This is a genomic window from Nocardia sp. NPDC051833 (genome assembly GCF_040681225.1).
GTDB lineage: Bacteria > Actinomycetota > Actinomycetes > Mycobacteriales > Mycobacteriaceae > Nocardia.
The window spans coordinates 92,604-119,415 of sequence record NZ_JBFAYK010000004.1 but is presented as its reverse complement, the minus strand read 5'-3'; the positions used below and the strand labels follow the sequence as shown (position 1 = coordinate 119,415).

Below are 26,812 nucleotides of genomic sequence, written 5' to 3'. Positions count from 1 at the left end.
GCCGGGGGCAGTTATCTGCCTGCCCGATCGCTCAGGGCAGGACCTGGGGAACGGCCTCGGGGTTCACGTGGCCGACGACGCCACCGATGATGGCACCGACGATCGCATGGGGGATCGTGCCGAGGATGAGGCAGATCGGGTAGCCGACGCCGAGCAGGACCACGGACGGAAGGCAGTTGACCAGGGTGGCGAGCGCACCGATGCCGGCGCCGGCGAGAGCGCCGTTGACCACCGGGTCGGAGTTCTCGGCGGTGGGATTGGTCGCCACCTCGTGCAGCTGGGTCTCGATCACGTCCGAAACGACGGGAGCGACCTCGGGATCGATCGCCTCCGAGACAGCGCTGTCGCCGGAAAGCTCAGTGTCCTGCGAAATCTCCGCGCTTACCGGGGTCGCGGTTCCGAACGAGAACTCGGCGATGGCGGTCGCGACGCCGCCACCCGGGATGACCGTCGCGATGGCCGGCTGAGCCTGCTGGTCGGCGAAGGCGTCCGCCGACGCGACACCGTTACCGGCGAAGGTGACCGCCACAACCACCGGCAGTGCACCGAGAAGAAAAAGGCGAGTTGAGCGCATGAACATTGAGTAATCCCTCTCGACGTTGTGCCCCCCAACCCGGACCAATCGAATGTCGACCGAGCTATTAGTAATAGCTCTACCGTCTTAATGGCAACTTTTATGATCTATTTCACATTGACAGCGGAGTACCAATCCGCAAGCGCCTGTGTCTCGGTGCCGCGCTATGCCGGTTCCGAATGCGGATCAAGTCATTGAATATTCAAGCGGGACGTGGGGCATACATGATGACCGCGACGCCGATCAGACAGATCATCGCGCCGATGACGTCCCATCGGTCGGGCCGGAATCCGTCGAGCGCCATGCCCCACAACAGCGATCCGGCCACGAAAACTCCACCGTAGGCGGCGAGGATACGACCGAAATTGGCGTCGGGCTGCAGTGTCGCGACGAATCCGTAGACGCCGAGGGCGACCACACCGGCACCGATCCAGGCCCAGCCACGGTGTTCGCGAACGCCCTGCCAGACCAGCCAGGCGCCGCCGATTTCGGCGAGCGCGGCCAGGACGAACAGCAGGATCGAGCGCACCACGGTCATCGGCCGAGCCTAAATGTCCGGGTCACCGGGTAGCGACTGTGGCGGAGCAACCACACGCCGAGCCCGCGCACGACCCCGCTGTCGCTCCGGTGCCGCATTTGTTGCGCCGCGCCCGCGCGCGGGACCAGATGAGCCCGGCCACCCCGATCGCGATCAGCGCGAAGCCGAGCGGCTCGAGCCAGGACACACTGACCAGCACGGTGCCGCCGCCGAGAATCCCGGCCGCGATCAGGATCGGGGCCAGGCAGCACCCGATGCACAGCAGTGCTCCCGCACCGATCGGTGCCCACCAGCGCCGTGTCTCGGTGTTCGGTTCAGCAGGCACAGCCACCACCGCCGGATCTCGAGGCGTGGATGCCGTCGTCGAACGGGACCGGGCACGTGGGGGTTTCGCTGCAGGCGACCAGGTCGTCGCAGCCCGCCGCGAGCGCTGCGCGCAGGGTGTCGCGGACCGCGGTCAGGTCGGCGAGTTTCGCGTCGACCTCGGCCAGTTTCTGTGCCGCGCGGGCCTGGAGCCCGGTATCAGCGCGGTGGCGCCGGGTGCCGAGCTGGGTGGCGGCCAGTAGCTCGGCGACCTCGTCGAGGGTGAACCCGAGGCGTTGGGCCGCCTTGATGACCCGCACCACGGTGACGGCCTGCTCCGGGTACAGGCGTGCCCGCCCAGGGAGCGGTCCGGTTCGGCCAGCAATCCGCGGCGTTCGTAGTAGCGCAGGGTCTGCGCGTTCACACCGGCGGCCGCGGCGAGCTCGCTGGTGCGCAGGCCGGGTGTCATCGCTGGGCCCCGTTCGCGGCGGCGACGCGGGCGGCGAACGCGTCGAGTACCTCGACATAGGCGACCGGGACGCCGATGCGCAGCACCACGCCGGTGTCGGTGATGTCGAAGTCGAAGGTGAAGAACGAGCAGCAGCTCGACTCCCGGGCGGCGAGATCCCGGGCGACGGCTTCGGCGCCGACGTCCAGGACCAGTTCCAGCCGCGTCGGGTCGGTCCGGTTCGAGCCGCGTACCGACTCGGCGAAGAACCGGTCGAACTCGGCTATCCGGATCGGTTGCTCGGCGGTGGGCAGGGTGCACGCGGCCGGCACCCAGTCCCCCGAACCTGGTGAGATCGTCATGAATCCACGGTAAGCCTGTACCCGGGTACAGGATGCAAGTGCTGATTCCGGTTCTTCCGGCGTATGCGAGCCTTCGGCCCGCCGATCGCCCCCGGGGTGCGTTCACCCACTGTTTGCTTGTCAACTGATTCGACATTCGTCAATATCGATGGGTGTCGAAACCGCTCTCGTCCTGTCAGCCGCAAGACGCTTCCCCGTGTGAGGTCACGCCGCTGACCCGGGAACCGCTGTCCGCCGAATCCGCCGCCGAACTGGCGGCGACATTCAAGGCGCTGTCGGATCCGGTGCGGTTGCGACTGCTCAGCCTGGTCGCCAGCCGCGGCGGCGGCGAAGCCTGCGTGTGTGAGCTGTCCGCCGGGTTCGAGGTGAGCCAGCCCACCATCTCCCACCATCTCAAGGTGCTGCGCGAGGCCGGGCTGCTGTCGAGTGAGCGGCGTGGGTCGTGGGTCTACTACCGGATCGAACCGCGCGCGCTGGCTCCCCTGGCGCAGCTGCTCGATGTCACGACCGTCCCGGCGGACGCGCGGTGACCGATATTCGACGTCGGCTCCTGGCCGAGTTCGTTGGCACGGCCGCGCTGGTCACGGTCGTGGTCGGCTCGGGTATCGCCGCCCAGCAGCTCACCGACGATGTCGCCGTGCAGTTGCTGGCCAACTCCACCGCGACCGTCTTCGGCCTCGGCGTGCTGATCCTGGTCTTCGGGCCGGTGTCCGGCGCGCACTTCAATCCCGTGGTGTCCCTGGCGGATTGGCTGCTCGGACGCCGTCACGGCACCGGCCTGGACTTCATCGACGCTCTCGCCTACGCGATCGCGCAGATCGGCGGCGCGGTCGGCGGCGCCGTGCTGGCCAACATCATGTTCGACCTGGACGCCTGGCAGATCTCCACCCACGACCGGATCACCACCGGCCACCTGGTCGGCGAGGTCGTCGCCACCGCCGGACTGATCGCGGTGATCTTCGCGCTGGCCCGCAGCGGCCGGGCGGCCCTGTCCGCGGCGGCGGTCGCGGCGTATATCGGTGCGGCGTACTGGTTCACCAGTTCCACCAGTTTCGCCAATCCCGCGGTCACCATCGGCCGCGTCTTCTCCGACACGTTCGCCGGAATCGCACCCATGTCCGCCCCCGGATTCATCGTCGCCCAATTCGTCGGTGCGGCACTGGGCCTGGCGTTGATCGTGGTGCTGTATCCCGGTTCGCCTCCCTCGACATCACCACCCCGTGAAAGGACACCCCGTGTCGACCAAGCCCAGCGTGCTGTTCGTCTGCGTCCACAACGCCGGACGATCCCAGATGGCACAAGGCTTCCTGACCCACCTCGCCGGTGACGCCATCGAAGTGCGGTCCGCGGGCAGCGCTCCCGGCGCCGCCCTCAACCCCGCCGCGGTCGAGGCGATGGCCGAAGTCGGCATCGACATCACCAGCCAGGCGCCCAAGATCCTCACCCCGGACGCGGTCGAAACCTCCACGGTCGTGATCACCATGGGGTGCGGTGACGCGTGCCCGTACTTCCCCGGCGTCGACTATCGCGACTGGCAGCTGGAGGATCCGGCGGGCAAGGGTGTCGAGGACGTCCGCCCGATCCGCGACGAAATCCGTACGCGTATCGAGAAGCTCATCGCGGAATTGATCCCGGCGTAGCACCGCCGCCTAGGCCGACACCTCGGCGGTCTGCTTGCGGGCCCGTTCGGCGACGGCGGCGGGCATCGGCTCGTGCCGGAGATAGCCGCGGGCGAACGAGCCCGCACCGTGGGTGAGTGATCGCAGGTCGATGACGTACCTGCTCAGTTCGAGTTCGGGTACCTCGGCCCGGATATGGGTGCGGCCGGCCTCGGCCGGTTCGGTGCCGAGAATGCGGCCGCGCCGGGTGGACAGGTCGCCGAGAACGGCGCCCAGCTGGTCGTCGGGGACCGTGACCCGCACGGCGGCGACCGGTTCGAGCAGCAGGGTCCCGGACGCGTCGGCCGCGTCGCGCAGGGCGAGGGCACCCGCGGTCTGGAAGGCGGCGTCGGAGGAATCCACCGAGTGCGCCTTCCCGTCCACCAGGGTCACCCGCACATCCACCAGCGGATATCCGGGAGTGACCCCGCGCGCGGCCTGCGCCCGTGCCCCTTTCTCCACCGACGCGATGAACTGCCGCGGCACCACCCCGCCGACCACCCGGTCGACGAACTCGAATCCCGTCCCCGCGGGCAGCGGCTCCACCTGGATCTGGCACACCGCGTACTGCCCGTGCCCGCCGGACTGCTTCACCAGTCTGCCGCGCCCCTCGGCCGCCGCGGCGAGCGTCTCCCGCAGCGCCACCCGATACGGTTCCACGTCCACCCGCACCCCGAACCGCCCGCGCAACCGTTCCAGCGCCACATCCCGGTGGGCTTCGCCCAGGCACCACAGCACCAGCTGGTGGGTGTGTTCGTTGTGTTCCAGCCGCAGGGTCGGATCCTCGGCGACGAGCCGGGTCAGGCTCTGCGAGAGCTTGTCCTCATCGGCCTTGCCCTGCGCCCGGATAGCCACGGGCAGCAGGGGTTCCGGTAGCGGCCACGGCTCGATCAGCAGGGGTTTCCCGGTGCCGGACAGGGTGTCGCCGGTTTCGGCGTGGCCGAGTTTGCTCACGAACGCGATATCGCCCGCGACGGCCTCGAACAGGGTCCGCTGTTGTTTCCCCAACGGCGCGGTGACCCCGCCGACCCGGTCGTCGGCATCGTGCTCGGGTCCGCAGACGTGGACGGTGTCCTCGCTGTGCAGCGTGCCGGAGAACACCCGCACCAGCGATACCCGTCCCACATACGGGTCCGACGAGGTCCGGATGACCTCCGCGGCGAGCTCGCCCGCCGGATCGCAGCGCAGCGCGGTGGGCGCGGCGCCGTCGCCGCGCGACACGGCCGACAGTGGATGTTCGATCGGTGTCGGGAATCCGGCCGTCATCAGTTCCAGCAGTTCGAGCGTGCCGAGGCCCTGTTCCGCGTCCTCGGCCGCCGGTGCTGCGAACAGCACCGGATGGAAGCTTCCGCGGGCGACGGCTCGTTCCAGGTCGTCGACCAGGGTGTCGAGTTCGACGGGTTCGCCGTCGAGGTACCGGTCCATCAGCGTTTCGTCTTCGCTCTCGGCGATGATCGCCTCGATCAGCCGGTCGCGGGCCGGGTCGATCACCGCGAGCTGGTCCGCCGAAGGTTCGGTGCGCACCCGTTTCCCGCTGCGGTAGTCGGCGACCCGTCGCTCGAGCAGTTCCAGCAGTCCGGTCGCGGGCCGGTGCCCGTCGGGGCTCTTCGGCCCGTAGACCGGCAGGTGCAGGGGCAGCACGGTATCGCTCGCGCCGTCGGTCAGCAGCGCCTGACAGGTCTGCACCAGGTCCGCGTACTCCGCCCGCGCGGTGTCCAGGTGGGTCATCACGATCGCGCGCGGCATCCCCACCCGCGCGCATTCGGCCCACAGGTCGCGCGTCGCCCCCGCCACACCCTCCACGCCGTCGGCCGCCGACACCAGGAACAGCGCCGCGTCCGCCGCCCGCAACCCGGCCCGCAGCTCGCCGACGAAATCCGGGCACCCCGGCGTGTCGATCAGATTGATCTTCACCTCGCCCCACTGCACCGGGACCACCGAGACCTGCACAGACCTGTGCTGTCGCCGTTCGACCTCGTCGTAGTCCGACAGCGATGTCCCGTCCTCCACGCGGCCGGCTCGGTTCACCGTCCCGGTCGCCAACGCCAACGCCTCGACCAGCGTCGTCTTCCCCGCACCACTGCTGCCGACCAACGCGACGTTCCGGATGCTCTCCGGTCGCCACGCACCGTTCGTCCGATCCGCCATGTCGCACGCTCCCTCGGGTTGGGACCCGGCCCCTTCGAGCTTCCCACCGCAGGTAGGGGCACGTCCACGGTTTCTTGCCGATCGTTGTCGTGGCACCAGCTGGGGTGGTCCCGAATCGGTTGCGCCTCGATTGCCGTGACCGAGACCGGCGGCTGGTTGTCACCGCCGATGATCGGCCGCAGTCGACCGGAAACATCTGGCCGTCGACCAGCCGCTAACCCGGTGCCATCGCCTCGATCATGTCGAGACACACACCGGATTCGCCCAGCCGAGGCCTACCTGGCCGCGCCGGTGTCGATGACCGTCAGGGACGTCAGATCGCTGACGTAGCGGCCGCCTTTGATGTCTCCTGGTACGACCAAGCGCGGGGCGGTCAGGTCGATGTCGTCTTCGCGGTAGGCGATCAGTACCGGTGTCGCGGCGAAGCCGGGATCGAATTCGCCCCATGACAGCGCGGCTCGGTATTCGTCGGCGCCGGTGGCGACGACGACGAGTCGCAGCGTGGGATTCTTCACCGCAGAATCGGTGACAGGTTCTGCAGCGGCGAGGACGTCGATGATGGAAGCGCCCACGTAGGTGTGGGATTGATCGCCCTTGCTGCTGGCGAAGGTAACGGCCTGAGTTTTCGCCGGGTAGTTACGCAGGTCGGCGACGGTGATCTGTCGTGGTGCGGCCACCGCACCGGTGATCGACACCGATCCCGCTCGAGCGACCGGCGGGATGATGCTCGACGAGGCTGCGCTCGACGGTACTCGGGAGTCGGAATTGTTCGCGCAGGCGCTGCCGAACAGCAGCGCGGTGGTGGCCAGCACGATCACGACGGACCGTGTCGAAGTCAGCGAGCTCATCGAGTCATCCTTGATGGTTGCGGGCGGGGGGCTTCCGCTTCGGTCCCGGGATCGTCAGTTGCGGAAGAGTTCTCGCGCGATGCCGATGATCGTGTCCAGCCCCTCCTGGGAGAAATGCGGGGAGTCCGGGCTACAGAAACCGTGATGGTGTCGAAGTACCTCGACGGTCACGTTGTCGATGGCGCGCAGGCGGCGGGCGAGGTCGTTCGGATCGAAGCTCGGCTCGTGTTCTGCGAACACCGCGTGGACCCGGCAGGTGGGCCGGACGTCGGTGTGATCGCGGATCCGCGATCCGTAGACGGGGACAACCGCATCGAAGCGCTGGTCAGCGGAGGCGATCCAGGCGGCGGTGGCGCCGACACTGAGGCCGAGACAGTAGATCCGATCGTGGTCGGCGCGGCGGCGTTCGGTGTAGTCGAGTAGCCGCTGAGACAACCCGGTGGGTCCCAGGGTCGCCATGAAGCGGCCGTAGGCTGCGGTTTCCTCCGACGGCGCGTAGGGATCGGTCAGGAGCAGGTGTGGCGCGTAAACCGTGGCTCCTGTCGCGTAGCAGAGGGTTTCGGCGAGGCGGCCGAGTGCGTCGGTCAGTCCGAAGACCTCGTGACACAGCACGACCGCCGACCGAGATTCGCTGTCCCCGTGAACGACGGCCTCGCGACCGGTGTCCGGACTGATCAGGGTGTGTCGGTCCATCTCGGACGCTTCGGCCGTCGCGGGGCTGTGCGGTTACGGGTTGTCGAATCCGGCCTCGGTGAAGACCGCACGGGCCTTGTCCGAGCCGATGAACTCGACGAATGCCGCCGCGGCCGCGGCGTTGGGCGCCTTGGCCAGGGGCGCGACCGGGTAGTCGTTGATCGCCTTGCTCGACTCGGGGAAGTCGATGCCTTCGACCTTGGTACCGGCGGCGTGCACGTCGGTGCGGTAGACCAGGGCGGCGTCGACCTCGCCGAGGGTGACCTTCGTCAGCACCGCTTTCACGTCGGCTTCGCGGGTGTCGGGCTGCGGGGCGATTCCGGCGGTCTCGAACACCGTCTTCGCCGCGGCACCGCAGGGGACCTGCTCGGCGCACAGGGCGATCTTCGGTTCGGTCTTGCCGAAGTCGGCCAGTCCGGTGATGCGGCCGGGGTTCCCGGCGGGCACCGCGATCTCGAGGCGGTTGCGCACGAATGTGACCGGTTTCGCGGTGATCTCCCCCGCGTCGACGACCTGCTGCATGTTCTTGGGCGCGGCCGAGGCGAACACGTCCGCGGGTGCGCCCTGCTTGATCTGCTCGGCCAGCGCCGAGCTGGCGCCGAAGTTGTAGACCACCTTCACCCCGGGGTGCGCTGCCTCGAACTGCTTGCCCAGTTCGGTGAAGGTCTCGGTCAGCGAGGCGGCGGCGAAAACGGTCACGGTGCCGGTGACCTTGTCGGCCGAGGCGGGTTCGGTCGCGGTGTCGCTTCCACAGCCGACCGTGGCCAGCGCCAGGGCGCCCGCCATCGCGACGCCACAGACCATGCGAGTCATCTTCAACTTCATCAACTTTCAGCGGTTCCGGTTCAACAGGTGAGGTCGGGCCCGTATAGATCGGGCGACGGACGCAGATGCAGCACGGTAGGCAGTCGCTGTTTCCGGGCGGTCACGACACATCCTCCCACCGGTTACGGTTACCTCTCCGCAGATGCGGGGATTCTTGTGAGATCACCTCGGGGATGCGGAATAACAGGGCTGATCGTACTTCAACTGCGAACATTATGTGCGGTGGTCCGGGAGGGCAGGCTCAGTACACGTCGCGGACATACCGCTTGTCGGTGGCGAGTTTCTTGACGTAGGCGTCGGCGTCTTCTTCGGTCATCGCGCCGTGGTGGGAGACGATCTCGCGCAGTGCGGCGTCGACGTCCTTGGCCATGCGGGCCGCGTCGCCGCAGACGTAGAAGTGGGCGCCGTCGCGCAGCCAACTCCACAGGTGCGCGCCGTGCTCGCGCATGCGGTCCTGGACGTAGATCTTGGCCCGCTGGTCACGGGAGAACGCGACGTCCAGGCGGCTCAGCACACCGTGTTGCTGGAGTTCGCGCAGTTCGTCGCGGTAGTAGAAGTCGGTGGCTTCGTGCTGTTCGCCGAAGAACAGCCAGTTCGGGGCCTGGTCGCCGCGGGCGCGGCGGTGTTCGAGGAAACCGACGAACGGGGCGACCCCGGTACCGGGACCGACCATGATCGCCGGGGTGGCCGGGTCGTCGGGTGGCCGGAAGTGCGGCGCGGGCTGGACGTGCAGGACCAGCGGCTGGTCGAGGTCGACGTCGGCGAGGTAGGCCGAGCACAGGCCGCCGCGCGGGCGCCCGGTCGGGCCTTCGTAGCGGATCACCGAGACCGTGGTCCGGACGATCGCGGCGTCGACCAGCGGGCTGGAGGAGATCGAATACAGGCGCGGCTGTAGGCGTTTGAACAACGCCACCCACTGTTGTGGCCCGGCCGACAGCGCGAATTCGGCCGCGATGTCCACAGGTTGGCGTCCCCACAGCCATTTCGCGAGTTCACCCTTGTTGTCGGGTCGCAGCAACCACTTGATGGTGCGGTCACCGGTCTGTTCGGCGACGAAACGCAGCAGTTCGGTGGTCGTCTTGGTCAGGTCGAGGTAACCCTCGAGCGCGATCGACAGCGGCATCGGCCCCGCCTTGGGCACCTCGACGACGACGGCCGGGTCCAATCCGGTGACGGCGAGGAATTCCCAGACCAGGCCGAGGTCGTTGGCCGGTCGGACGCCGAGCGCGTCGCCGACGTCGTAGCGCAGGTCCGATCCGGTCAGGTCGTAGGTGAACTGGCGGACCTCCTTCTGCGCGCCGGACAGGCTGAGCAACCGGTTGCCGACCAGTCGTCCGGTGGGGGTATCGATGCGGACCGCGGTGCTGGTCGAGCCGGACATCGGCGCCGGGACGGTGGCCGGAGGCGCGAGGGCGGCGGTGGACTCGGGCGGCGGGTCGCCCAATGCCGGCAACAGTTGGGCGAGCCACGCGTGCGCGGCTTCCTCGAAGTCGGGTTCGCAGTCGACCCGATCGATGATCCGCTCGGCGCCCAGCTCGGCGAGGCGTTCGTCGAGGCGTTTGCCGTGGCCGCAGAACGCGTCGTAGTTCGAGTCGCCGAAAGCCAGGACCGCGAACCGCGAACCCGCCAGCAGGTCCCCGGGCGCCGCCGCCAATGAGGTCCAGAAGGTGGCGCCGTTGTCGGGGGCGTCACCGTCGCCGAAAGTGCTCGACACCACCACCAGATCGCAGTGCGGCGGAAGCTTGTCGATCGCGATCTCGTCCATGCCGTGGACCGCGGGCGCACGTCCGGTTCCCGCGAGTGCGGGTACCGCGGTGGCGGCGACGAAGTCTTCGGCGTTACCGGTCTGGGAGGCCCACAGCACGACCAGCGGCCGGACCGCGGCGTCCGCGGATACGCTGCCGACCTCGGCCGGAGGCACCGGTTCGACCATGGGCGCGAGCCCGTGAGTCACGGTCTGGTGCGGGCCGAACACCGCCGCCAGCATGCCGTTCACCCAGGCCGTGGCCGGTGCAGGCAGCGGTGCGCTCGGTGGCAGGACGGGGAGGACGGCGGCGTCGAGGCGGTCGATGCCGGAGAGGAATCCGGCCAGATAGGCCCGGTCGGTCTCCGACAGGGGCGGAACAGCCAGGTCACCCAGGCCGAGCGCGGCGGCAGCGGCGGCCACCGATCTGGCCGATACCCCGACGCCGGGCACGCCTGTCGGCGGCGCGGTGGTGGCCGCTGCGGCGTCGACGACCGGCGCGTCGGCAGTGGGCTCGACGACGATCGGTGCGGGCACCTTCAGCAGCCGCACGGCGCAGACCTTGAATTCGGGCTGCTGGGAGATCGGGTCGATGGCGTCGTTGGTGACGGCGTTGACGGCCCGGTACTCACCGAACAGGTCGTTCCAATGGAACGGCGCGAAGACATCACCGACCCGGACCCGATCGGTGACCACCGCTGGCAGCACGGCGCGACCGCGGCGGGATGCGACCTCGAGCCAGTCCCCGGCCGACACGTCGAGGCGGGCGGCGTCATCGGGGTGGACTTCGACGAACGGGCCGGGATTGAGCTTGTTCAGCTTGGCGATCTTGCCGGTCTTGGTCAGGGTGTGCCATTGATGTTGCACACGACCGGTATTCAGTACGAATGGGTAGTCGTCGTCGGGCAGTTCGGCCGGTTCCAGATTCGGTCGGGCGAAGAACACCGCGCGCCCCGACGCGGTCGGGAACCACAGTCGTGGTGTGGTGCCGTCCTCGCGGGTGCGGAGCTCCTGACTGATCCCGTCGTTGCGGTAGCGGATGGGATTGCGGCGCGGGCCGTCCGGGGCGATCGGCCACTGCACCGAGCCTTCGCGGAGCCGGGCGTAGGTGGCCCCGCGCAGGTCGTAGCCGGTGCGCGGATTCCAGGCCCGTTTGATTTCCTCGAAGATCTCCTCGGCGCTGCCGTAGGTGAAAGCCTCGGAATAGCCCATCGCGCAGGCGATTCGGGCGATGATCTGCCAATCCGGGATGGCCTGGCCCGGCGCCGGGAGGGTCTTGGGGATCAGCGTGAGGTTGCGTTCGGAGTTGATCATCACCCCCTCGCCCTCGATCCATAGCGTCGCGGGCAGGATCACGTCGGCGTAGGCGTTGGTCTCGGTCTCGGCGAAGACGTCCTGGGTGATCACCAGCTCGGCCGCTTCCAGCCCGGCCAGCACCGTCTTGCGGTTCGCCACTGTCGCCACGGGATTGGTGCAGATGATCCAGCACGCCTTGATCTCGCCCGCCGCCATGCGGGCGAACATGTCGATGGTGCCGCTACCGACCTCGGTGCGCAGTGTGCCCGCCGGGACCTGCCACAGCTTCTCGATGAACTCGCGATCACCGTCGACCAGGACCGACCGCTGTCCGGGCAGACCCGGTCCCATGTAGCCCATTTCGCGTCCACCCATGGCATTGGGCTGGCCGGTCAGGGAGAACGGGCCGGAACCGGGACGGCAGATCGCACCGGTGGCCAGGTGCAGATTGATCAGGGCGTTGGAGTTCCAGGTGCCGTGGGTGGACTGGTTCAATCCCATTGTCCAGCAGCTCATCCACTCCCCCGCCGTGCCGATCAGTTCGGCGGCGCGGCGCAGGTCCTCGACCGCGACGCCGGTCAGCGCGGCGACGGTCGCCGGGGTGTAGTCGGCGAGGAACTCCGGCATGCCCGCCCAGCCCTCGGTGAACTCGGCGATGAACTCCTCGTCGACGTATCCGCCCTCGACGAGCAGGTGCAGCAGGCCGTTGAGCAGTGCCAGATCGCTGCCGGGCGTGACCTGGAGGAACAGGTCGGCCTTGTCGGCGGTCGCGGTGCGGCGCGGGTCGACCACGATCAGCTTCGCTCCGGCCTTGACGCGGTCCATCATGCGCAGGAACAGGATCGGGTGGCAGTCGGCCATATTGGCGCCGATCACGAAGAACACGTCGGCGTGATCGAAGTCCTCGTAGGAGCCGGGCGGGCCGTCCGAACCGAGCGACAGCTTGTAGCCGCTGCCCGCGCTGGCCATGCACAGCCGCGAGTTCGATTCGATCTGGTTGGTCCCGATGAATCCTTTCGCCAGCTTGTTGGCCAGGTATTGGGCTTCCAGTGTCATCTGGCCCGAGACGTACAGCGCCACCGCGTCGGGACCGTGGGTGTCGATCAACTGCCGGAGCCGCTGTGCGGTATCGGCGATGGCGGTGTCCACCGATCGCGCGACGGGCTCGGCGCCGCGCTCGGCGCGCACGAGCGCGGTGTCGAGGCGGCCGTCGACCCCGAGCAGGTCGAGGTGGCTGCCGCCCTTGGTGCACAGGCGTCCGCCGTTGGCCGGATGTTGTTTGTCGCCAGGGGCTTTGCGTACTCGCGTGGTGCCGTCGGCTCCGGTCTCGACCTCGAGCGCGATGCCGCAACCGACACCGCAGTAGGAGCACACCGTGCGGATCGGCCCGGTCATCGCGGGAGCGGGATCAGTTCGGCGAGCGCGCCCCTGGTGCCGCCCGGCGGGAGCAGCGCGAGGGCTTGGGCCTCGACCAGATGCGCCAGGTGCGGGATGCCGACGGGGCCGGTGGCCCGCCATACTCCGCCGCCGACCTGACCGACCGGGACTACTTCGGTCAGGTCCGCGGTCGCGGCGCAGCGGTCGACCAGACGCCCGAGCATCGGCGGCACCGGATCGCGCGCGGTCAAGGCCTCGAGGACGCGCCGTCCGGTGACCATGAGCGCGGCGATCGCTTCGAACGGATCGGCGGGCACCGCGAGCAGGGTGCGTCCATCGGGTAGCCGGGCCAGCAGCTGGTCGCCGCCGGGGCGCATCCGGACGCCGTCGACGAGGAGGTCGGCGGCGATCTCGGCCAGCAGGAAACGAACTTCCTCGAGTGCGCCGACGACAACGACGACCTCGGCGTCGGCCGGCAGTGCGAACCAGGAGCGCAGCAGTTCGCCGTCGCTCATCGGCCACACCTTGCCGGAGCGGATGTCGCACGCCCGCAGGAAATCCGAGATCACGGGGGCGACGGCGTCGGGTGCCCACTGCGCGCCGCGGTTGACGCCCCGACCGAGCCGACCGCTGGTCACGAGGACATCGGCCGACAGCGGTCCGCGCACCGAGGCCTGCCCGACCCGCGCGCTCGATCCGACCGAGACCACCGCCGGGCCGACCCGCATGCCCGCCGAAGCCAGCACCATGCCCGCGTGCCACTGCGCACCGCGGACTCGGGTGTCGTCGGACTTGGGCGCTCCCGCGGCGCGCATCAGCACGGCCTGGCCGAGCACGCGCGCGAATTCCACGTGAGCGTCGCGGATCACCGCCGTGGTGCATAGCGGCGTCGAGGTCCCGGCGGTGATCCGCGCGGCTTCGCCCACCGCCAGCGCCGGGGTCGTCGTGCTCACTCTGCCCGCGCGGACCACCCAGTAGGGGCCGGGTCCGCTGACGGCGTAGCCATCGCGCGCGGCGGTGTCGACGGAGGGTTCGGCGGTCTGGGCCAGCAGCGGCCGCGCCAGGGTCGCGCCGACGGCGTCGGACAGCAGTCGGGTCGCCGGCGCGATCGGCCGCAGCCCGCGACGGACCGCCGGCCCGAGGTCCGCGACCGAGATCCGCGCGGCGCATTCCGGCACCGGGTCCGCGGTGATCGTCTTTCCCGCGGCACCGGCCGCGACCTGCTGCAACCCATCGACTCCGACCATGCCACGATCCTCAGTATCGGATATTGCCGCTCAATATCACCGCAGTTGCCCATTCATCACCGACTTCTCACCCGCATTTGCAGGTCGGTGTGCGCTCGCCCGCTGGTCGACCTCAATCGCGAGGTCACGGCGGGTATGAGCGGGAATGTTCGACAGGGAGATGGCCGAATCCGCAGGAGAGGAGACTCAGATCACGTTCGTCCGCAAGTGCGGATCTGCTTGAGTCGACACCATGGCCGACATCCTGCTGTTCTCCTACGGAACCCTGCGTCAACCCGAGGTGCAGCGCACCGTGTTCGGCCGCGAGCTCGACGGCAGGCCCGATGCGATCGTCGGCTACCAACTCGGTGAGGTGACCATCACCGACGCGGCGGTCATCGCGGCCAGCGGCAGCGCCGTGCATCCGGCGCTGGTGTCCGCCGACCCCGATTCCGGGGTGAACGGGACCGTATTCGCCCTCACCGCAACCGATCTCGCGGCAGCCGACGACTACGAGGTCGACGACTACACGCGGGTGCTGCTGCCGCTGCGCTCAGGCGCGAAAGCGTGGGTGTATGTGCTGGCGGCCGCGACTCCGGACGGTGTCGATCACGCGGGATAGGTGTGGATCTCGGTCGCTTTCACCGAGGCCCACAGCCGCGCTCCGCTGTGCAGGCGCAGGTCGGCGACGGTGGCGGGGGTGATCTCGGCCAGGACCGGCGGGGCGCCGTCGAGGCGGACGCGGGTGGTGTGCGCGTGCTGTTCGAGGCCGGTGACGGTGACCTGCCAGGTGTTGCGCGGGCTGCCGCTGGGGCGTTCGGGATACAGGCTGACCGCGGTGGGCGCGAACGACACGTGGACCGGGCCGTGCGCGGGTTCGGCGATGGTGAAAGACGCGCCGCCGCCGAGGTCGACCGTGGTGCCCGCGGCCGTGCCCCGGTAGAGGTTGAGGCCGACCAGGTCGGCGACGTAGTCGGTGCGGGGGCGGCGGGCGACCTCGCTCGGCGCACCCTGCTGGACGACGTTGCCGTTCTCGATGATGATCAGCCGGTCGGCCAGGACCATCGCGTCGAAGGGGTCGTGGGTGACCAGCACGGTGTGGCCGGGGTAGTCGCCGAGGTGATGGGCCAGTTCGGAGCGAACCTGCAACCGGGTGCCCGCGTCGAGCGCGGCCAGCGGTTCGTCGAGCAGCAGCAGGGCCGGGTCGGTCACCAGGGCCCGCGCGAGCGCGACGCGCTGGGCCTGACCGCCCGACAGCGCCCGGGGTTTCGCGTGCAGGTGCTCGCCGAGGCCGACGCGTTCGAGCCAGGCGCCGGCCGCGGCCCGGGCGGTGGTGCGGTGTTGTCCGCGAGCGCGCGGGCCGAAGGCGACGTTGTCCTGGGCGTTCATGTGCGCGAACAGCAGATAGTCCTGGAACACGACGCCGACCTCGCGTCGTTCCGCCGGGACGAACCGGTCCGGCGGCGCGTCCCAGACGTGGTCGTCGAGGACGATCCGCCCGCCGGTGAGCGGGGTGAGCCCGGCCAGCGCCCGCAGGGCGGTGGTCTTGCCCGCGCCGTTGGGCCCCAGCAGGGCGACGACCTCGCCCGGGGCGACCTCGATCGTGATGTCGAGTTCGAACGCCGCGCGGGTGACGCGGATGTCGGCGGTGAGGGTCACAGGGCACCCCGCGTCCACCGGTCCCGCAGGGCCACCAGTACCGCCACCGACACCGCGAGCAGCACGACACTGAGCACGATCGCGTCCTCGGGATCGGTTTCCAGCGCCAGGTAGACGGCCAGCGGCATGGTCGTGGTCGTGCCGGGATAGCTGCCCGCGAAGGTGATGGTCGCGCCGAACTCGCCGAGTGCCCGCGCCCAGCACAGCACCGCGCCCGCGACGACGCCGGGCAGCACCGAGGGCAGGGTGACCCGGCGGAAGGTCAGCCACCGCGACGCGCCGAGGGTGGCGGCGGCCTCCTCGTAGCGCGGATCGGCGCCACGCAGCGCACCCTCCACCGAGATCACCAGGAACGGCATCGCGACGAATGCCTCGGCCACGATCACGCCGGTGGTGGTGAACGGCAGCGAGAAACCGAACCATTCGTAGAGGTATCGGCCGACCAGACCGCGTCGCCCCAGCACCAGCAGCAGCGCCACACCGCCGACGACCGGCGGCAGCACGAGCGGCACCGTGACCAGCGCACGGACGAACCGCTGACCGGGCACCTCGCCGCGCGCGAGCAGCCACGCCAGCGGGATGCCGAGGACCAGGCACACCAGGGTCGCCGAGCTGGCGCAGATCAGCGAGAGCCGCAGCGCCTGCCAGACCTCGGGACTGCTCAACCGCTCCGGCAGGGTCCGCCACGGCGTCCGCAGCAGCATGCCGAGCAGCGGCAGGGTCAGAAAGACCAGACCGCATACGGCGGGCACCAGCAGGATCAGCGGCCGCCTGCCGCGCACGGCCCGCCGCCGGGCGACCCGTGTCACGATCCGGCCCACACGATCGACCTCGTCAGCTTTCCGGAACTTCGACGACGACATGCGTCGACTTGACCGAGGCCACCGCGATACTGCCGACCTCGAGCCCGAGCTCGTCGACCGAATCGCGGCTCATCAGCGACACCAGCTGAAACGGCCCGGCCTGCATCTCGACCTGCGCCATCACGGTGTCCTTCACGATCCGCGTGACGATCCCGCGCAGGCGATTGCGCGCCGAGGACGCGATCGTGATCCCCGGCTCCGGCGCCTCCGCATTGTGTTGCAGGAATTCCGCCAGCTCACGCCCCTCGACGCCCTTGCGCCCGCTGTCGAGCTGGATCGCGGTGAGCCGCCCCTGGTCGATATACCGGCGCACGGTGTCGTCACTGACACCCATCAAGGCCGCAACTTCACTGATCCGCAGATTCGACACGATAGGCAGCATATTCGGAGCACTTGCGGAACGCTCGATCCCCGGTCCCTCGGATCCGGTCCGACGCGAAGGCACTGGATGAACCGGAGTCGACAAGCCGAGGACAATCGAGCTTTCGCGTTGCCGCCGCCCACGGCTCGCAATATCGTGGTGCGCAACCGATCCGGCTGCGGCGCGATGAAGCGCTCACACCGACGACCAGACACCGTTCGCGCCCGCCGTCGGCAGCGCATTCACGCAGTCACCCCGAGCAGGAAAATCTGTGAGCACCACCAGCGTCATCTATCGGCACACGTCTGTCTACAACCTCCTCATGCGCGGGCTCTACGGCCGCCACTACGGAGCCCGATTCGAAGCGATCGCCGCGTTGATCCCCGACGGAGCCGAGGTCCTCGACCTGTGCTGCGGCCCGGCCACCCTCTACACCCGCTACCTGCGCGGAAAGTCGGTCCGCTACAAGGGTTTCGACATCAACGAACGCTTCGTCGACCGGGTGGTCGCCGCGGGCGGGGACGGCCTCGTCTGGAACCTCAGGGAAGACACCGCGCTGCCTCGCGCCGACTACGTCGTCATGCAGGCCAGCCTCTACCACTTCCTGCCCGACCCCGACCCGGTCGTCCGGCGCATGCTCGAGGCCGCCCGCGAGCAGGTGATCCTCGCCGAACCGATCCGCAATCTCACCACCAGCTCCAACCGGACCCTCGCGCGATTGTCGGGCCGGTTCACCGACGCGGGCGAGGGCGCTCAGGCGCACCGATTCACCCGCGACACCCTCGACCGGGCACTCGCGCGCTATGCCGACCGCATCGCGTCGACCAGCCTCATCGCCGGCGGCCGCGAGCAGCTGTATGTGCTCACACCGCACCCGCGGGCCCATGTCACCTCGGCGTCCTGACCACCGCGGGCACCGCGATCGCATCCCCTGCCGAGTGCCGCCCGTCGCTGTAGGGTCTGCTGCGTGACCGACAGAGCTGTACCGATCACGGCGGCTGACCCCACTGGCTCCGAATCCCGCGAACACGAAGCCGGAGAACCGTTCTCCCGATCCGGGAGGATTCGCTGGGGCATCGTCACCGTCGTCGGCACGATCGTCGGCTACCTGGCGGTGCTGCTGGCCGACCCGCGCCACTACTACCTTGACGACACCGAATCCCAGTACACCGGCCTGTGGGTCGGGCTGGGGCGCTCGCTGCGCGCGGGCGATTTCCCCGCGCTGTGGCCCAACCAGTGGATGTCGGGCAACAACACCATGGACGACGCGGGCCTGTTCAACCCCGTGCAGCTGCTGATCGACGTCATCGCGCCGTCGGTGGACAACATGGCCGTCTACGCCACGGTCGTCAAGCTGGTGTTCTCGATTCTGTGCGCGCTCGGCGTCTACCGGATCTGCCTGGTCTATCGAGCGGCTCCCGCGTGGAGCGCCGTCGCCGGTGTCGCGTTCCCGCTGTCCGGGTTCTTCCTCTTCTTCGACCAGGCCAGCTGGATGACGGCGCTGACCGGAACCGCCTGGATGCTGCTGGCCTGGGCCTCGGCCGTGCGCTACACCCGCGGTGACGGCGGACCGATCCCCGTCTTCGTCTTCCTGTACCTGACGATCTCGACGCAATACATCTTCCCCGCCGTCGAGGCCGTGCTGATGCTGTTCGCGATCGCCGTCGGCGAGCTGGTCTCCCGGGGCGACTGGCGATCGGTCCTGCGGCTGACGGCCGTGTCGGCGTGCGCGGGCCTGGCCGGGCTGCTCACCTTCCTCCCCTCGATGCTCTCGGCGAAAGTCACCTGGCGCGGTACGGCGCAGATCAACAACGACAATTTCCTCGCGGTGCCGTGGTCGGAATCCCTCAACGCGAGCCTGCCGACGGTGTCACCGGCGTTCACCACCTGGTGGGGCTATATCCAGCCGTTCCCGGTCACCTACGTCGCGTGGTTCCTCATCCCGATCCTGGCGTTCGTCGACTGGGACCGCGCCCGCCGCCACTGGCGCGAACTCACCACCGTGGCCCTGTTCACGATCATGATGCTGATGTGGACGGCGGGCCCCGGCACCATCGGCCCGCTCCGGTGGCCCGCGCGGGTGCTGCCGATGCTCGCGATCGGTCTGCTCGTCCTGGTCTGTGTGCTGGTCGGACGCTTCGGCACCACCGCCAACGCGCGGGCGCGCGGCATCGCCGCCGGCGTGCTGATCGGCTTGCTGTGGATTCGCACCGCCTCCGCGGATCCCGCCGACTGGATCAGCCACGGTGTGGCCGCGGGGTTCGTCGCCGCGGCGGGCGCGGGCGTCTACTGGCTCGCGCGGCATCGGAACACCGCCGCCGCGTGCGCGGCGACCATCGCGGTGATGTTCCCGATCGCCTTCTATCAGGTGGATCACGCCCTGCCCAACATCATGTCCTATAACCTGCCGACCAGCCGCGCCGAGGCCAAAGCGGTGTTCCCCGACCTGCCCGGGTCGACGATCCAGCTCGCCGACCGCGCGCTGCTGCAGCCCGGTGACAAGAGCCTCGACGGCGCGTACGGGTCCCTGGTGTTCGGCAACTACGCCAAGTCACTCGAGCTCGACTATGTGAACGGCTACACCCCGACCGGACATTTCTATTTCGGTGAACTGCTGTGCATGCGCTGGGATTCGAGCGTGTGCCCCGATGCCTATCGCCGCATGTTCGCCCCCGAGTCGACGACCGGGCGGCCCCTGGTCGATCTGATGCTGCTGGATCGGGTGGTGCTGCAGAAGGCACTGTTCCCCGAGGCGGGCAACCAATCCGCGCCCACCGGATGGCATTTCGTCCGCTACCCGGGTCACGAACGCTATATCTGGGTGCTGGAACGCGATGGTGGCGCGGTTTCGACGGTCAACGGCCGGGTCTCCGACCTGCGCGGAGTGTCGGCGACCTCGCTCACCGAAACCGATATGTCGAGCACGCTGCGGGTCAGCTCCGCCGACGGCGGCCGGATCGTGTTCGCCCGCCTGGCCTGGCCCGGCTACCGAGCGACGCTCGACGGCAAGCCGATCCCGATCACCAACGTCGCGAAATCGATCACCGCGGTAAATATCCCCGCCGGCACGGACAACGCTGTCCTCGAACTGACGTGGCGCCCTCCGGGCTGGAAGATCGGCGCCGCGACTGCAGCCGCCGGTCTGGCGGGCCTGGCGGTGCTGCACTGGCTCTACCTCCGCACTCGCCGCCGCGCCGCCATCGCGTCACCTCCCGACCACGACGACCTGGTCGCCGCACCGGCCGATGCGCACCCGGATCCGGCCGGATCGCCGCCCGATCAGACCGACTTGGCGACCGTCATCGCAGCGCCGCGTCCAGAGCGGCGGCCAGGTCGCGTGAACCGCTGACCGTGATCTTCTCGCCGTTGAGGAAGAAGCTGGGGGTGCCCGCCACGCCCAGCGTCAGCCCCTCGTCGAAGTCCGCCCGCACGCGCGCCCCGTCGCGGGGTCGGTGTAGGCGGAATCGAAAGCTGCCATGTCCAAGCCGATTTCGGCGGCCAGATTCCGGAACACGGCGTCCTGGCCCACGCGCTTCTCACCCCAGTCGGCCTGCGTTTCGAACAGGCGCTGATACATCCGCTCGAACCGGCCCTGTCGCGCGGCCGCCTCGGCGGCACGAGCCGCGCGCCCCGAGTTGACGTGCGCCGGAATGGGGAAATAGCGCACGACGAAGCTGACACGATCGCCGTACTCGGCGCGTAGTCGCTCCATGGCCGGATACATCGCCCCGCAGGCCTCGCACTCGAAGTCCAGGAACTCCACCAGCGTCACCCGCGCCCCGGCGGGATCCGACAGCCGATGACTGTCCGGCCGGACCGCCATCGCGGGTTGATCGGTCGCGGCGGCGCCGGGCACTGGAGCGCGGTCGTCAGTGCGGGCCGCGGCCAGCACCACGGCGCCGACCACGATGACGAGCACCGTGGCCAGCGTGGTCAGAATCCTGGTGCGGCGGGAGACCGAGCGCGTGTTCACCGACACCAACTCCTGACAGAAGAGACAAATCGGGCAGATTCGAACATGGCCGCCATGCTAGCCAGATGCACGCCGCCCTCGGCTTCACCGAACGCGAACGCGTCGTGTACTACCGGAAGATGCTGTAGCAGAGCACTATCGGTGTGGGTGCCCCGGACCGGCAGCAACACGGGCGTGGGTTCGAACACACCCGTCGAAGCGGGGGAGGAAATGATGGGACCGAGACGCGCACCGAGCACGCGATGGCGGCTGCCGATCGCGGTCGCGGCCGGCGTCATCGTCACCGTGGCGGGCCTGATCTTGCTGCGGTGCGTGTACATCGCGCTGCGCTCTCGGCTGTCGACCGATCCGCTGACCGATCCCCACGGCTACGAACTCATCGCCGGCACCGTGCTCGCCTTCCCCGCCGCCGCCGTGGTCGCGGTAGCCGCGCCGCTTCTCGTCGCGCCGGGCCCGGGCCGGACACGCTTGACGAAGACCGTGACGATCCTGCTCGTGGTCCTGACGCCGCTTCCCCTGATAGCGCTGCTCACCGCCTGAACCCGACCTCGAGCCGCACTCGGGCGGCGCCCGATCAGGTGCAGCAGTTGGGATCGAGGACCACACAGAGCGCGGAGAGGGCGTCGCGGCGGGCGCGGTGGAAGGTGTTCATTCCGCGCCGCTCGGATTCCACCAGTCCGGCCTTGCGGAGCTGGCCGAGGTGATGGGAGACCGTGGACTCGCCCAGGCCGACCTCGGCGGCCAGATCGCCGCCGTTGCGTTCCCCCTGCGGGGCGGTGAGCAGCAGCGACAGCAGCCGGACCCGGACCGGGTCGGCGATCGCCTTGAGCCGCAACGCCACTTCGAGCGCGGCGGCGTCGTCGACCGGTCCCGCCGCGACGGGGGCGCAGCAGACCGGGGCGGACATGTCGATCACGGGTAGCGCCTTGGGCATGACATCGACACTACCCGCGGTATTGACATATGTCGAAAAGGTAAGCAGACTCGGCAGCAGAAGTTCTTCGATATATGTCACACAAGTGGAGGTTCGATCATGTCTCGCATCCAGCTCGCCCTCAATGTCGACGACCTCGACACCGCCGTGCGGTTCTACTCGACCCTGTTCGACACCGAACCGGCCAAGCGCAAGCCCGGCTACGCCAACTTCGCCGTCACCGATCCCCCGCTCAAGCTCGTCCTGATCGAGAACGCCGGACAGGGCGGGTCCATCAACCACCTCGGCGTCGAGGTCGAAACCTCCGAGCAGGTGCACGGCGAGATCGCCCGACTCTCGGACGCCGGACTGTTCACCGAGGAGCAGATCGCGACCACGTGTTGCTTCGCCACCCAGGACAAGGTGTGGGTGACCGGTCCGGGCACCGAGCGATGGGAGGTCTACACCGTGCTGGCCGACAGCGAAACCTTCGGCACCGCACCCGAACTCGGCCGTGCCGACGCCGAGGCGGTCGAGGTGTGCTGCGGCACCACCGCCGAAGCCGAGGCCGAGGGCGCGTGCTGCGGCAGCCAGGCCAAGGAGAAGGCCGTGGCGTCCGGCGCCGGCTGCTGCGACTGATCGGAGCGCCTCGCGACCGTCCGAACCCGCCTTGCCGGGCGCGTCCCCGATGGTGGTGACGCGCCCGTGCCCCCGATGCGGGGAGGCCGCGACCTACGCGGGCGAATCCAGCGTGACCGCGTCGGGCCGTGCCTCGACCGGAGTCAAGGTCGGCCGCTTGGCCACCCGGCCGTCGCCGGACGACTTGCCGGTGAGGCGCCGCAGCACCCACGGCGCGAGAAATCCTGTCACCCAGCGGATTTCGGTGGCGACGGCGGCCACCACACCCCGCTGGTCCGGGTCGGGCGGCAACGGCTCGGTCCAGCCACTGCCGGATCCCGGCAGATCCAGCACTTCGGCCAGGGCGTCCGCGATGCGCTGGTGCCCGAGCACACTGGCGTGCAAGCGATCCCACGACCACATGCGCGGATCGGTGCACACCGGGTGGGCGGCGGTTTCCGCCACGAGGACGCCGTGTCGTCGCGCCACGGCGCGGATCTCGTCGTTGAGCGCGACGACGCGGCCACCGAGGGGCCTGGTCACGGGGTTGATCCGGGTGATGTCGGGGACGGTCACCGTCGCCACCACCGCGCCCTGCGCGATCAGGGCCGCGAACATCGCGTCGAGGTGGCGGCCCACCACGCTCGCGTCGAAGTCCGGGCGGAGCAGGTCGTTCACGCCGGCGATCACCGTGGCGACATCGGGGCGCAGCGCCAGCGCGGCCTCGAGCTGCTCGTGGCGCACCTGGCCCGCGAGCTTCCCGCGCACCGCCAGATTCGCGTACCGCACGTCGGGATTCGACCGCGCCATCGCGATCGCGAGCCGGTCGGCGAGGCCGATCAGCCCGGTGTCGTCGGTGCCGTCGCCGACCCCTTCGGACTGACTGTCCCCCAGCGCGACGTAGCGGGCGAACGACGGATCGCTCACGCCGAAGCCTGGCTCTCGATCGCCGCGCGGGCTTCCTCCTGGATGCGCGGGTACTGCTCGGCCATCCGGGCGGCCAGCGCCTGGGCCGCCGAGAGCGGTCGCACCATCACCGTGAACTCGTCGATCCTGCCGTCGGCGTCGAAGTGCAGGAAGTCGCAGCCCGTCAGCTGCAAGCCGTTCACGGTGGCCTCGAACACCAGCGCGTGGTCACGGCTCGCCGGGTCGCCGATCTCGCGCACGTAGCGGAAGTCCTCGAACACGCGCAGCACCCCGCGCAGGATCGCCGCCGTCACCGCCTTGCCGGGGTACGGGGCGAACGCCACCGGGCTGGTGAACACCACATCGTCGGCCAGCAACTCTTCCACGTTGTCGAGATTCCTCGCCTCGACCGCGGCCCGAAATCGTTGATGCACCCGTTCCTCCTAAGCAAATAATTGAATAGATTTGATCGAGGCTATCCCGCGTCGACATCGCTGTCCAGGGTGGCGCTATCAGTGCCAGAATTGAATAGTTCAATCCTGTAGAATCGGCCGATGGCGTTACGACATGCGGTGCTGGCCACGCTGATGGAAGGCGAGGCGTCCGGCTACGACCTGGCCAAGCTCTTCGACGCGGCGGTCGCGAACTACTGGATGGCGACCCCCCAGCAGCTGTACAAGGAGCTCGAGCGGATGACGGCCGACGGCCTCATCGAGGCGCGGGTGGTCGAGCAGGAGAAGCGGCCGAACAAGCGGCTGCATTCGATCACCGAATCCGGCCGGGAGGCCCTGCGCGCCTTCATCGCCGACTCGACCAAACCCACTGTCATCCGCGACGAGATGCTGGTCAAGGTGCAGGGCATGGACTCCGGCGACGCCGCCGCCGTGGCCGCGGTCCTGATCGAGCGCATCGGCTGGGCGGAGGCGAAGCTCGCCCGCTACGAACGGTCGCGAACCCGCCTGCTCGCAGGCCGCAGCGAGCAGGCCTACCTCAGCGAATCCGCGCACATCGGCCCCTACCTGACCCTGTTGCGCGGCATCGCCTTCGAACAGGAGAACATCCGCTGGGCCCGGTTCAGCCTGGACGCCATCCGACGCCGCGACGCGACTGCGGCCGATCCGGCCGACGGCGAGGACTCGACCACCCGCCGGTGACCACACGACCGGAGCCCGCGTTTCCCGGCGGCGAACGCCCGTCGAGCGACGATCAGCGCAGGTACGCGCCGATCCGGTTGCCGAATTCGCAGGCCAGGTGCCACTGGTGTTCGGCGAGGTAGAGCCCCGGCATCGCACCGCCGCCGCCGTGGTCCCGGCCGCACGAATCATGAAACTTCCCCTGGTCAGCATCGACCATTCCCTTCGGATACCCGCTGCCCACACCGCACAGCGGGCGGGCGACAGCCCAACAGTTGCGTTACCGAACCGGCATCGGCGAGGGCCTTCCCGCTACCCGGTCCAGTGGCCCGTCGAATGCACTACGCTCGCTCGAACTAGAACAGGTTCCAGGGGTGGGAGCGGGCAATGCGGGTAGTGGAGATCGCGGCGATGCGGGCGGCGGTCGCCGGTGTGGCGTTCGCGCTGGTGGTCGCGTGCGCGGGAGCGGCCGCGGCAGTGCCGCCGCCGGAACAGGATTCGTTCTACGTCGAGCCCGGCGGTCTCGCGGGGGTGGCCGACGGGAAGGTACTCGCGTCCCGGGTGATCGAACCGGAGTCGTTCGGGCAGCCACTGCCCGCGCACGCGTGGCAGGTGCAGTACAAGACGATCGACAACCATGGGACGCCTCGCGCCTACATCGCGACAGTTCTCGTGCCGCAGCGCGAATGGACCGGAAGTGGTCCGCGTCCGCTGCTGTCGTACCAGGTCGCCGAAGACGGTGTCGGCGCGAAATGCACTCCCTCGTACGCGCTGCGCGGCGGGCTGAACCGCGTTCCGAGCAACGCGTACACCGAGACCGGCATGATCCGGTTCGCGCTGGAACAGGGGTGGGCCGTGGTCGTGCCGGACTTCCAGGGGCCCGACTCCGATCTGTTCGGCGCCGACGGGTACGCCCGCGGCGTGCTGGACGGCATCCGCGCCGCCACGGCGTTCACACCCGCGGGGGTCGATCCCGCGGCGCCGATCGGGCTGTGGGGATACTCCGGCGGGGCGCAGGCCAGCGCCATCGCGGCGCAAGCGCAGCGCACCTATGCCCCGGAGCTCCGGGTGACCGGGGTGGCACTGGGCGGGACCGTGGCGGATCTCGAGGCCACCCTGTCCGGCTTCAGCGGTAGCGCCCTCGGCGGAGCCGTCGTGATCGGGCTGGCGGGGTTGAACCGGTCCTACCCGGACGCCGATATCTCCCGGTACCTCAACGAATACGGCCGCGGCGTCATGGCAGCCGTCGACGCGGAGTGCCTGACCGACGCCGCCGTCGCGTATCCCTTTCTCGACGCGGCGGCGTTGGAGGCGTGGCCCGGATCGATCACGAACAACCCCGAATTGAACGCGGTGGTGCGGCGTGCCAGCCCCCGGTACCGCCCGGGCGCCCCCACCGCGCCGACCCTGATCTACCACGCCGTCGCCGACGAATTCGCCCCCGTGTCGGCGGCCCGGGCCTTGGCCGGGAACTACTGCGCCACCGGCATTCCCGTGCAAGTCGTCGAGCATCCGATCGGCGAGCACGGCACCGAGGCCATGGTCGGACTGCCGACGGCCCTGACCTACCTGGCCGACCGTTTCGCCGACAAACCGGCGCCGAGCACCTGCTGAGCTCAGGTCATCGTGGTCCGGTCGGACACTCCCCGCCAGCCGCAGGGCAGACCACAGGTAGCGACCACCTCGGTCACGATGCGGCCGTCGACGAAGGCCCCGGCGGCGTAGTTCGGCACCGGATGCACGGTCACCCCCTCAGCGGTAGTAGTTCGCCCATCGCCCGAGGACGACCCGGACGAACGGACGGAGGAAAGGGGCGGTCCAGCTCAGCGGTACGAAGGCGAAGACGGCGGGCCTGCCTGCGATCGTCCAGCGGAGAAGCGTTGCGCCGTCGGGTGTTTCGGTGAGCTGGAAATCCATCGTGTAGGACTCGACGAGCAGCGGGATCGAGGTCTTGACGGCGGCCACGCTCAACCGGGTGTGCGGATCGCGGCGGGTGACCTGTTCCGCGGCGGCGAAGACGATGGCGTCGAGGGTGCGGACGGTGCCGGGACCACGCGCCTGGTCGCGGTAGCTGACGCCGTCGATCATCGGGATCCAGGTGAAGGCCCCGTCTTCGAGGGCGGACCACACTTCCCAGGGCATGGCGGGGAAGTACTGCTCGACCGTCATCCGGAAGGTCGGGCGCCGGGATTCGAGCAGCCGGATCGTCGGGTCGTCGACCGGCGCGATCTCGGTGGCGCGCAGGCGGACAGCGCGGCGTTGCAGGACGAGGAGGACGACGAGACCGCCACCCGCGGCCACGAGGAGCGCGCCGAGCGCGGAACCGAGGAGACCGAACCACACCAT

The 26,812-nt window shown here is 69.3% G+C and carries 29 protein-coding genes and 2 pseudogenes; 10 read left to right on the top strand and 21 right to left on the bottom strand.

Annotated features, from left to right (window positions below; genetic code table 11):
• Window positions 1-31: 31 nt before the first annotated feature.
• The 5 genes and pseudogenes from AB0L91_RS28905 to AB0L91_RS28885 all read right to left on the bottom strand — a co-directional run bounded on the left by AB0L91_RS28905 (window position 32) and on the right by AB0L91_RS28885 (window position 2,225).
• Complete coding sequence (locus AB0L91_RS28905) at window positions 32-622, bottom strand: hypothetical protein (protein WP_365015505.1); 591 nt, start codon at window positions 620-622, stop codon at window positions 32-34.
• A gap of 154 nt (window positions 623-776) precedes the next feature.
• Complete coding sequence (locus AB0L91_RS28900) at window positions 777-1,112, bottom strand: YnfA family protein (protein WP_365015504.1); 336 nt, start codon at window positions 1,110-1,112, stop codon at window positions 777-779.
• A 22-nt stretch (window positions 1,113-1,134) separates the two neighbouring features.
• A complete protein-coding gene (locus AB0L91_RS28895) occupies window positions 1,135-1,437 on the bottom strand; it encodes a hypothetical protein (RefSeq protein ID WP_365015503.1) in 303 nt (100 codons plus the stop codon).
• Window positions 1,427-1,884, bottom strand: a pseudogene (locus AB0L91_RS28890) (MerR family transcriptional regulator). Before AB0L91_RS28890 ends, AB0L91_RS28895 begins: the two are co-directional and overlap by 11 nt.
• Window positions 1,881-2,225 carry a hypothetical protein gene (locus AB0L91_RS28885; RefSeq protein ID WP_365015501.1) on the bottom strand — a complete coding sequence of 115 codons (345 nt, stop codon included), beginning with the start codon at window positions 2,223-2,225 and terminating at the stop codon, window positions 1,881-1,883. Before AB0L91_RS28885 ends, AB0L91_RS28890 begins: the two are co-directional and overlap by 4 nt.
• Window positions 2,226-2,377: 152 nt before the next feature.
• Between AB0L91_RS28885 and AB0L91_RS28880 the strand changes: the two genes are divergently transcribed.
• Genes AB0L91_RS28880 through AB0L91_RS28870 form a run of 3 tightly spaced genes read left to right on the top strand, consistent with a single transcriptional unit; the run spans window position 2,378 to window position 3,865 of the window.
• Window positions 2,378-2,755 carry a metalloregulator ArsR/SmtB family transcription factor gene (locus AB0L91_RS28880; RefSeq protein ID WP_365015499.1) on the top strand — a complete coding sequence of 126 codons (378 nt, stop codon included), beginning with the start codon at window positions 2,378-2,380 and terminating at the stop codon, window positions 2,753-2,755.
• Entirely contained in the window at window positions 2,752-3,552 is an 801-nt protein-coding gene (locus AB0L91_RS28875; protein ID WP_365015497.1) for an MIP/aquaporin family protein, read from the top strand. Before AB0L91_RS28880 ends, AB0L91_RS28875 begins: the two co-directional genes overlap by 4 nt.
• Window positions 3,461-3,865: an arsenate reductase ArsC gene (locus tag AB0L91_RS28870; protein WP_365015495.1), complete on the top strand. Its 405-nt coding sequence runs from the start codon at window positions 3,461-3,463 to the stop codon at window positions 3,863-3,865. Before AB0L91_RS28875 ends, AB0L91_RS28870 begins: the two co-directional genes overlap by 92 nt.
• Window positions 3,866-3,874: 9 nt before the next feature.
• On the opposite strand, the gene AB0L91_RS28865 is transcribed toward AB0L91_RS28870, so the two are convergent.
• The 6 genes from AB0L91_RS28865 to AB0L91_RS28840 all read right to left on the bottom strand — a co-directional run bounded on the left by AB0L91_RS28865 (window position 3,875) and on the right by AB0L91_RS28840 (window position 14,061).
• Complete coding sequence (locus AB0L91_RS28865; protein ID WP_365015493.1) at window positions 3,875-6,031, bottom strand: elongation factor G-like protein EF-G2; 2,157 nt, start codon at window positions 6,029-6,031, stop codon at window positions 3,875-3,877.
• 275 nt (window positions 6,032-6,306) lie between these two features.
• On the bottom strand, window positions 6,307-6,849 hold the full coding sequence (locus AB0L91_RS28860; protein ID WP_365015491.1) for a molybdopterin-binding oxidoreductase: 543 nt from the start codon (window positions 6,847-6,849) through the stop codon (window positions 6,307-6,309).
• 84 nt (window positions 6,850-6,933) lie between these two features.
• Window positions 6,934-7,572, bottom strand: coding sequence for a dienelactone hydrolase family protein (locus AB0L91_RS28855; protein WP_365015489.1), 639 nt, complete (start codon window positions 7,570-7,572; stop codon window positions 6,934-6,936).
• A 33-nt stretch (window positions 7,573-7,605) separates the two neighbouring features.
• On the bottom strand, window positions 7,606-8,385 hold the full coding sequence (modA, locus tag AB0L91_RS28850; RefSeq protein ID WP_365015487.1) for a molybdate ABC transporter substrate-binding protein: 780 nt from the start codon (window positions 8,383-8,385) through the stop codon (window positions 7,606-7,608).
• A 253-nt stretch (window positions 8,386-8,638) separates the two neighbouring features.
• The gene (locus tag AB0L91_RS28845) at window positions 8,639-12,832 is read right to left on the bottom strand and encodes a bifunctional nitrate reductase/sulfite reductase flavoprotein subunit alpha (RefSeq protein WP_365015485.1); all 4,194 of its coding nucleotides are present in this window, start codon (window positions 12,830-12,832) and stop codon (window positions 8,639-8,641) included.
• The gene (locus tag AB0L91_RS28840; RefSeq protein ID WP_365015483.1) at window positions 12,829-14,061 is read right to left on the bottom strand and encodes a molybdopterin biosynthesis protein; all 1,233 of its coding nucleotides are present in this window, start codon (window positions 14,059-14,061) and stop codon (window positions 12,829-12,831) included. The genes AB0L91_RS28845 and AB0L91_RS28840 overlap by 4 nt, the downstream gene beginning before the upstream one ends.
• A 232-nt stretch (window positions 14,062-14,293) precedes the next feature.
• Between AB0L91_RS28840 and AB0L91_RS28835 the strand changes: the two genes are divergently transcribed.
• Window positions 14,294-14,662: a gamma-glutamylcyclotransferase family protein gene (locus tag AB0L91_RS28835; RefSeq protein WP_365015481.1), complete on the top strand. Its 369-nt coding sequence runs from the start codon at window positions 14,294-14,296 to the stop codon at window positions 14,660-14,662.
• Here the strand turns inward: AB0L91_RS28835 and AB0L91_RS28830 are convergent.
• Genes AB0L91_RS28830 through AB0L91_RS28820 form a run of 3 tightly spaced genes read right to left on the bottom strand, consistent with a single transcriptional unit; the run spans window position 14,650 to window position 16,932 of the window.
• Window positions 14,650-15,699, bottom strand: a complete 1,050-nt coding sequence (locus tag AB0L91_RS28830; protein WP_365015479.1) for an ABC transporter ATP-binding protein — start codon at window positions 15,697-15,699, stop codon at window positions 14,650-14,652. The genes AB0L91_RS28835 and AB0L91_RS28830 overlap by 13 nt on opposite strands.
• A complete protein-coding gene (modB, locus tag AB0L91_RS28825) occupies window positions 15,696-16,508 on the bottom strand; it encodes a molybdate ABC transporter permease subunit (RefSeq protein ID WP_365015962.1) in 813 nt (270 codons plus the stop codon). The genes AB0L91_RS28830 and modB overlap by 4 nt, the downstream gene beginning before the upstream one ends.
• Before the next feature lie 25 nt (window positions 16,509-16,533).
• The gene (locus AB0L91_RS28820) at window positions 16,534-16,932 is read right to left on the bottom strand and encodes a helix-turn-helix transcriptional regulator (protein WP_365015960.1); all 399 of its coding nucleotides are present in this window, start codon (window positions 16,930-16,932) and stop codon (window positions 16,534-16,536) included.
• 262 nt (window positions 16,933-17,194) lie between these two features.
• Between AB0L91_RS28820 and AB0L91_RS28815 the strand changes: the two genes are divergently transcribed.
• Entirely contained in the window at window positions 17,195-17,827 is a 633-nt protein-coding gene (locus AB0L91_RS28815) for a methionine biosynthesis protein MetW (RefSeq protein WP_365015477.1), read from the top strand.
• Window positions 17,828-17,986: 159 nt separating this feature from the next.
• Complete coding sequence (locus AB0L91_RS28810; protein WP_365015958.1) at window positions 17,987-20,272, top strand: hypothetical protein; 2,286 nt, start codon at window positions 17,987-17,989, stop codon at window positions 20,270-20,272.
• Here the strand turns inward: AB0L91_RS28810 and AB0L91_RS28805 are convergent.
• Window positions 20,223-20,896: pseudogene (locus AB0L91_RS28805) on the bottom strand (thioredoxin domain-containing protein). The gene AB0L91_RS28810 and the pseudogene AB0L91_RS28805 sit on opposite strands and share 50 nt — an antisense overlap.
• Before the next feature lie 213 nt (window positions 20,897-21,109).
• Between AB0L91_RS28805 and AB0L91_RS28800 the strand changes: the two are divergent.
• A complete protein-coding gene (locus AB0L91_RS28800; protein ID WP_365015475.1) occupies window positions 21,110-21,436 on the top strand; it encodes a hypothetical protein in 327 nt (108 codons plus the stop codon).
• 34 nt (window positions 21,437-21,470) lie between these two features.
• On the opposite strand, the gene AB0L91_RS28795 is transcribed toward AB0L91_RS28800, so the two are convergent.
• Window positions 21,471-21,830, bottom strand: coding sequence for an Rv2640c family ArsR-like transcriptional regulator (locus AB0L91_RS28795; RefSeq protein WP_357348300.1), 360 nt, complete (start codon window positions 21,828-21,830; stop codon window positions 21,471-21,473).
• Window positions 21,831-21,929: 99 nt separating this feature from the next.
• Here AB0L91_RS28795 and AB0L91_RS28790 point away from each other — a divergent pair, with 99 nt between their 5' ends.
• Window positions 21,930-22,448, top strand: a complete 519-nt coding sequence (locus AB0L91_RS28790) for an ArsI/CadI family heavy metal resistance metalloenzyme (RefSeq protein WP_365015472.1) — start codon at window positions 21,930-21,932, stop codon at window positions 22,446-22,448.
• A 93-nt stretch (window positions 22,449-22,541) separates the two neighbouring features.
• Here AB0L91_RS28790 and AB0L91_RS28785 read toward each other — a convergent pair whose 3' ends face one another.
• Together AB0L91_RS28785 and AB0L91_RS28780 are read right to left on the bottom strand one after the other, a co-directional pair.
• Window positions 22,542-23,354: an SGNH/GDSL hydrolase family protein gene (locus AB0L91_RS28785; protein ID WP_365015470.1), complete on the bottom strand. Its 813-nt coding sequence runs from the start codon at window positions 23,352-23,354 to the stop codon at window positions 22,542-22,544.
• On the bottom strand, window positions 23,351-23,767 hold the full coding sequence (locus tag AB0L91_RS28780; protein ID WP_357348306.1) for a nuclear transport factor 2 family protein: 417 nt from the start codon (window positions 23,765-23,767) through the stop codon (window positions 23,351-23,353). The genes AB0L91_RS28785 and AB0L91_RS28780 overlap by 4 nt, the downstream gene beginning before the upstream one ends.
• Window positions 23,768-23,887: 120 nt before the next feature.
• Between AB0L91_RS28780 and AB0L91_RS28775 the strand changes: the two genes are divergently transcribed.
• Complete coding sequence (locus tag AB0L91_RS28775; protein WP_365015468.1) at window positions 23,888-24,487, top strand: PadR family transcriptional regulator; 600 nt, start codon at window positions 23,888-23,890, stop codon at window positions 24,485-24,487.
• Between the two features lie 52 nt (window positions 24,488-24,539).
• Here the strand turns inward: AB0L91_RS28775 and AB0L91_RS28770 are convergent, their stop codons facing one another.
• Window positions 24,540-24,686 (bottom strand): hypothetical protein, encoded by a 147-nt coding sequence (locus AB0L91_RS28770; protein ID WP_365015466.1) that lies wholly within the window; start codon window positions 24,684-24,686, stop codon window positions 24,540-24,542.
• A gap of 167 nt (window positions 24,687-24,853) precedes the next feature.
• Here AB0L91_RS28770 and AB0L91_RS28765 point away from each other — a divergent pair, with 167 nt between their 5' ends.
• Window positions 24,854-26,080, top strand: a complete 1,227-nt coding sequence (locus AB0L91_RS28765; RefSeq protein WP_365015463.1) for a lipase family protein — start codon at window positions 24,854-24,856, stop codon at window positions 26,078-26,080.
• 2 nt (window positions 26,081-26,082) lie between these two features.
• Here AB0L91_RS28765 and AB0L91_RS28760 read toward each other — a convergent pair whose 3' ends face one another.
• Together AB0L91_RS28760 and AB0L91_RS28755 are read right to left on the bottom strand one after the other, a co-directional pair.
• Window positions 26,083-26,214 (bottom strand): hypothetical protein, encoded by a 132-nt coding sequence (locus tag AB0L91_RS28760; protein WP_365015461.1) that lies wholly within the window; start codon window positions 26,212-26,214, stop codon window positions 26,083-26,085.
• A gap of 4 nt (window positions 26,215-26,218) precedes the next feature.
• Window positions 26,219-26,812 carry an SRPBCC family protein gene (locus AB0L91_RS28755; RefSeq protein ID WP_365015459.1) on the bottom strand — a complete coding sequence of 198 codons (594 nt, stop codon included), beginning with the start codon at window positions 26,810-26,812 and terminating at the stop codon, window positions 26,219-26,221.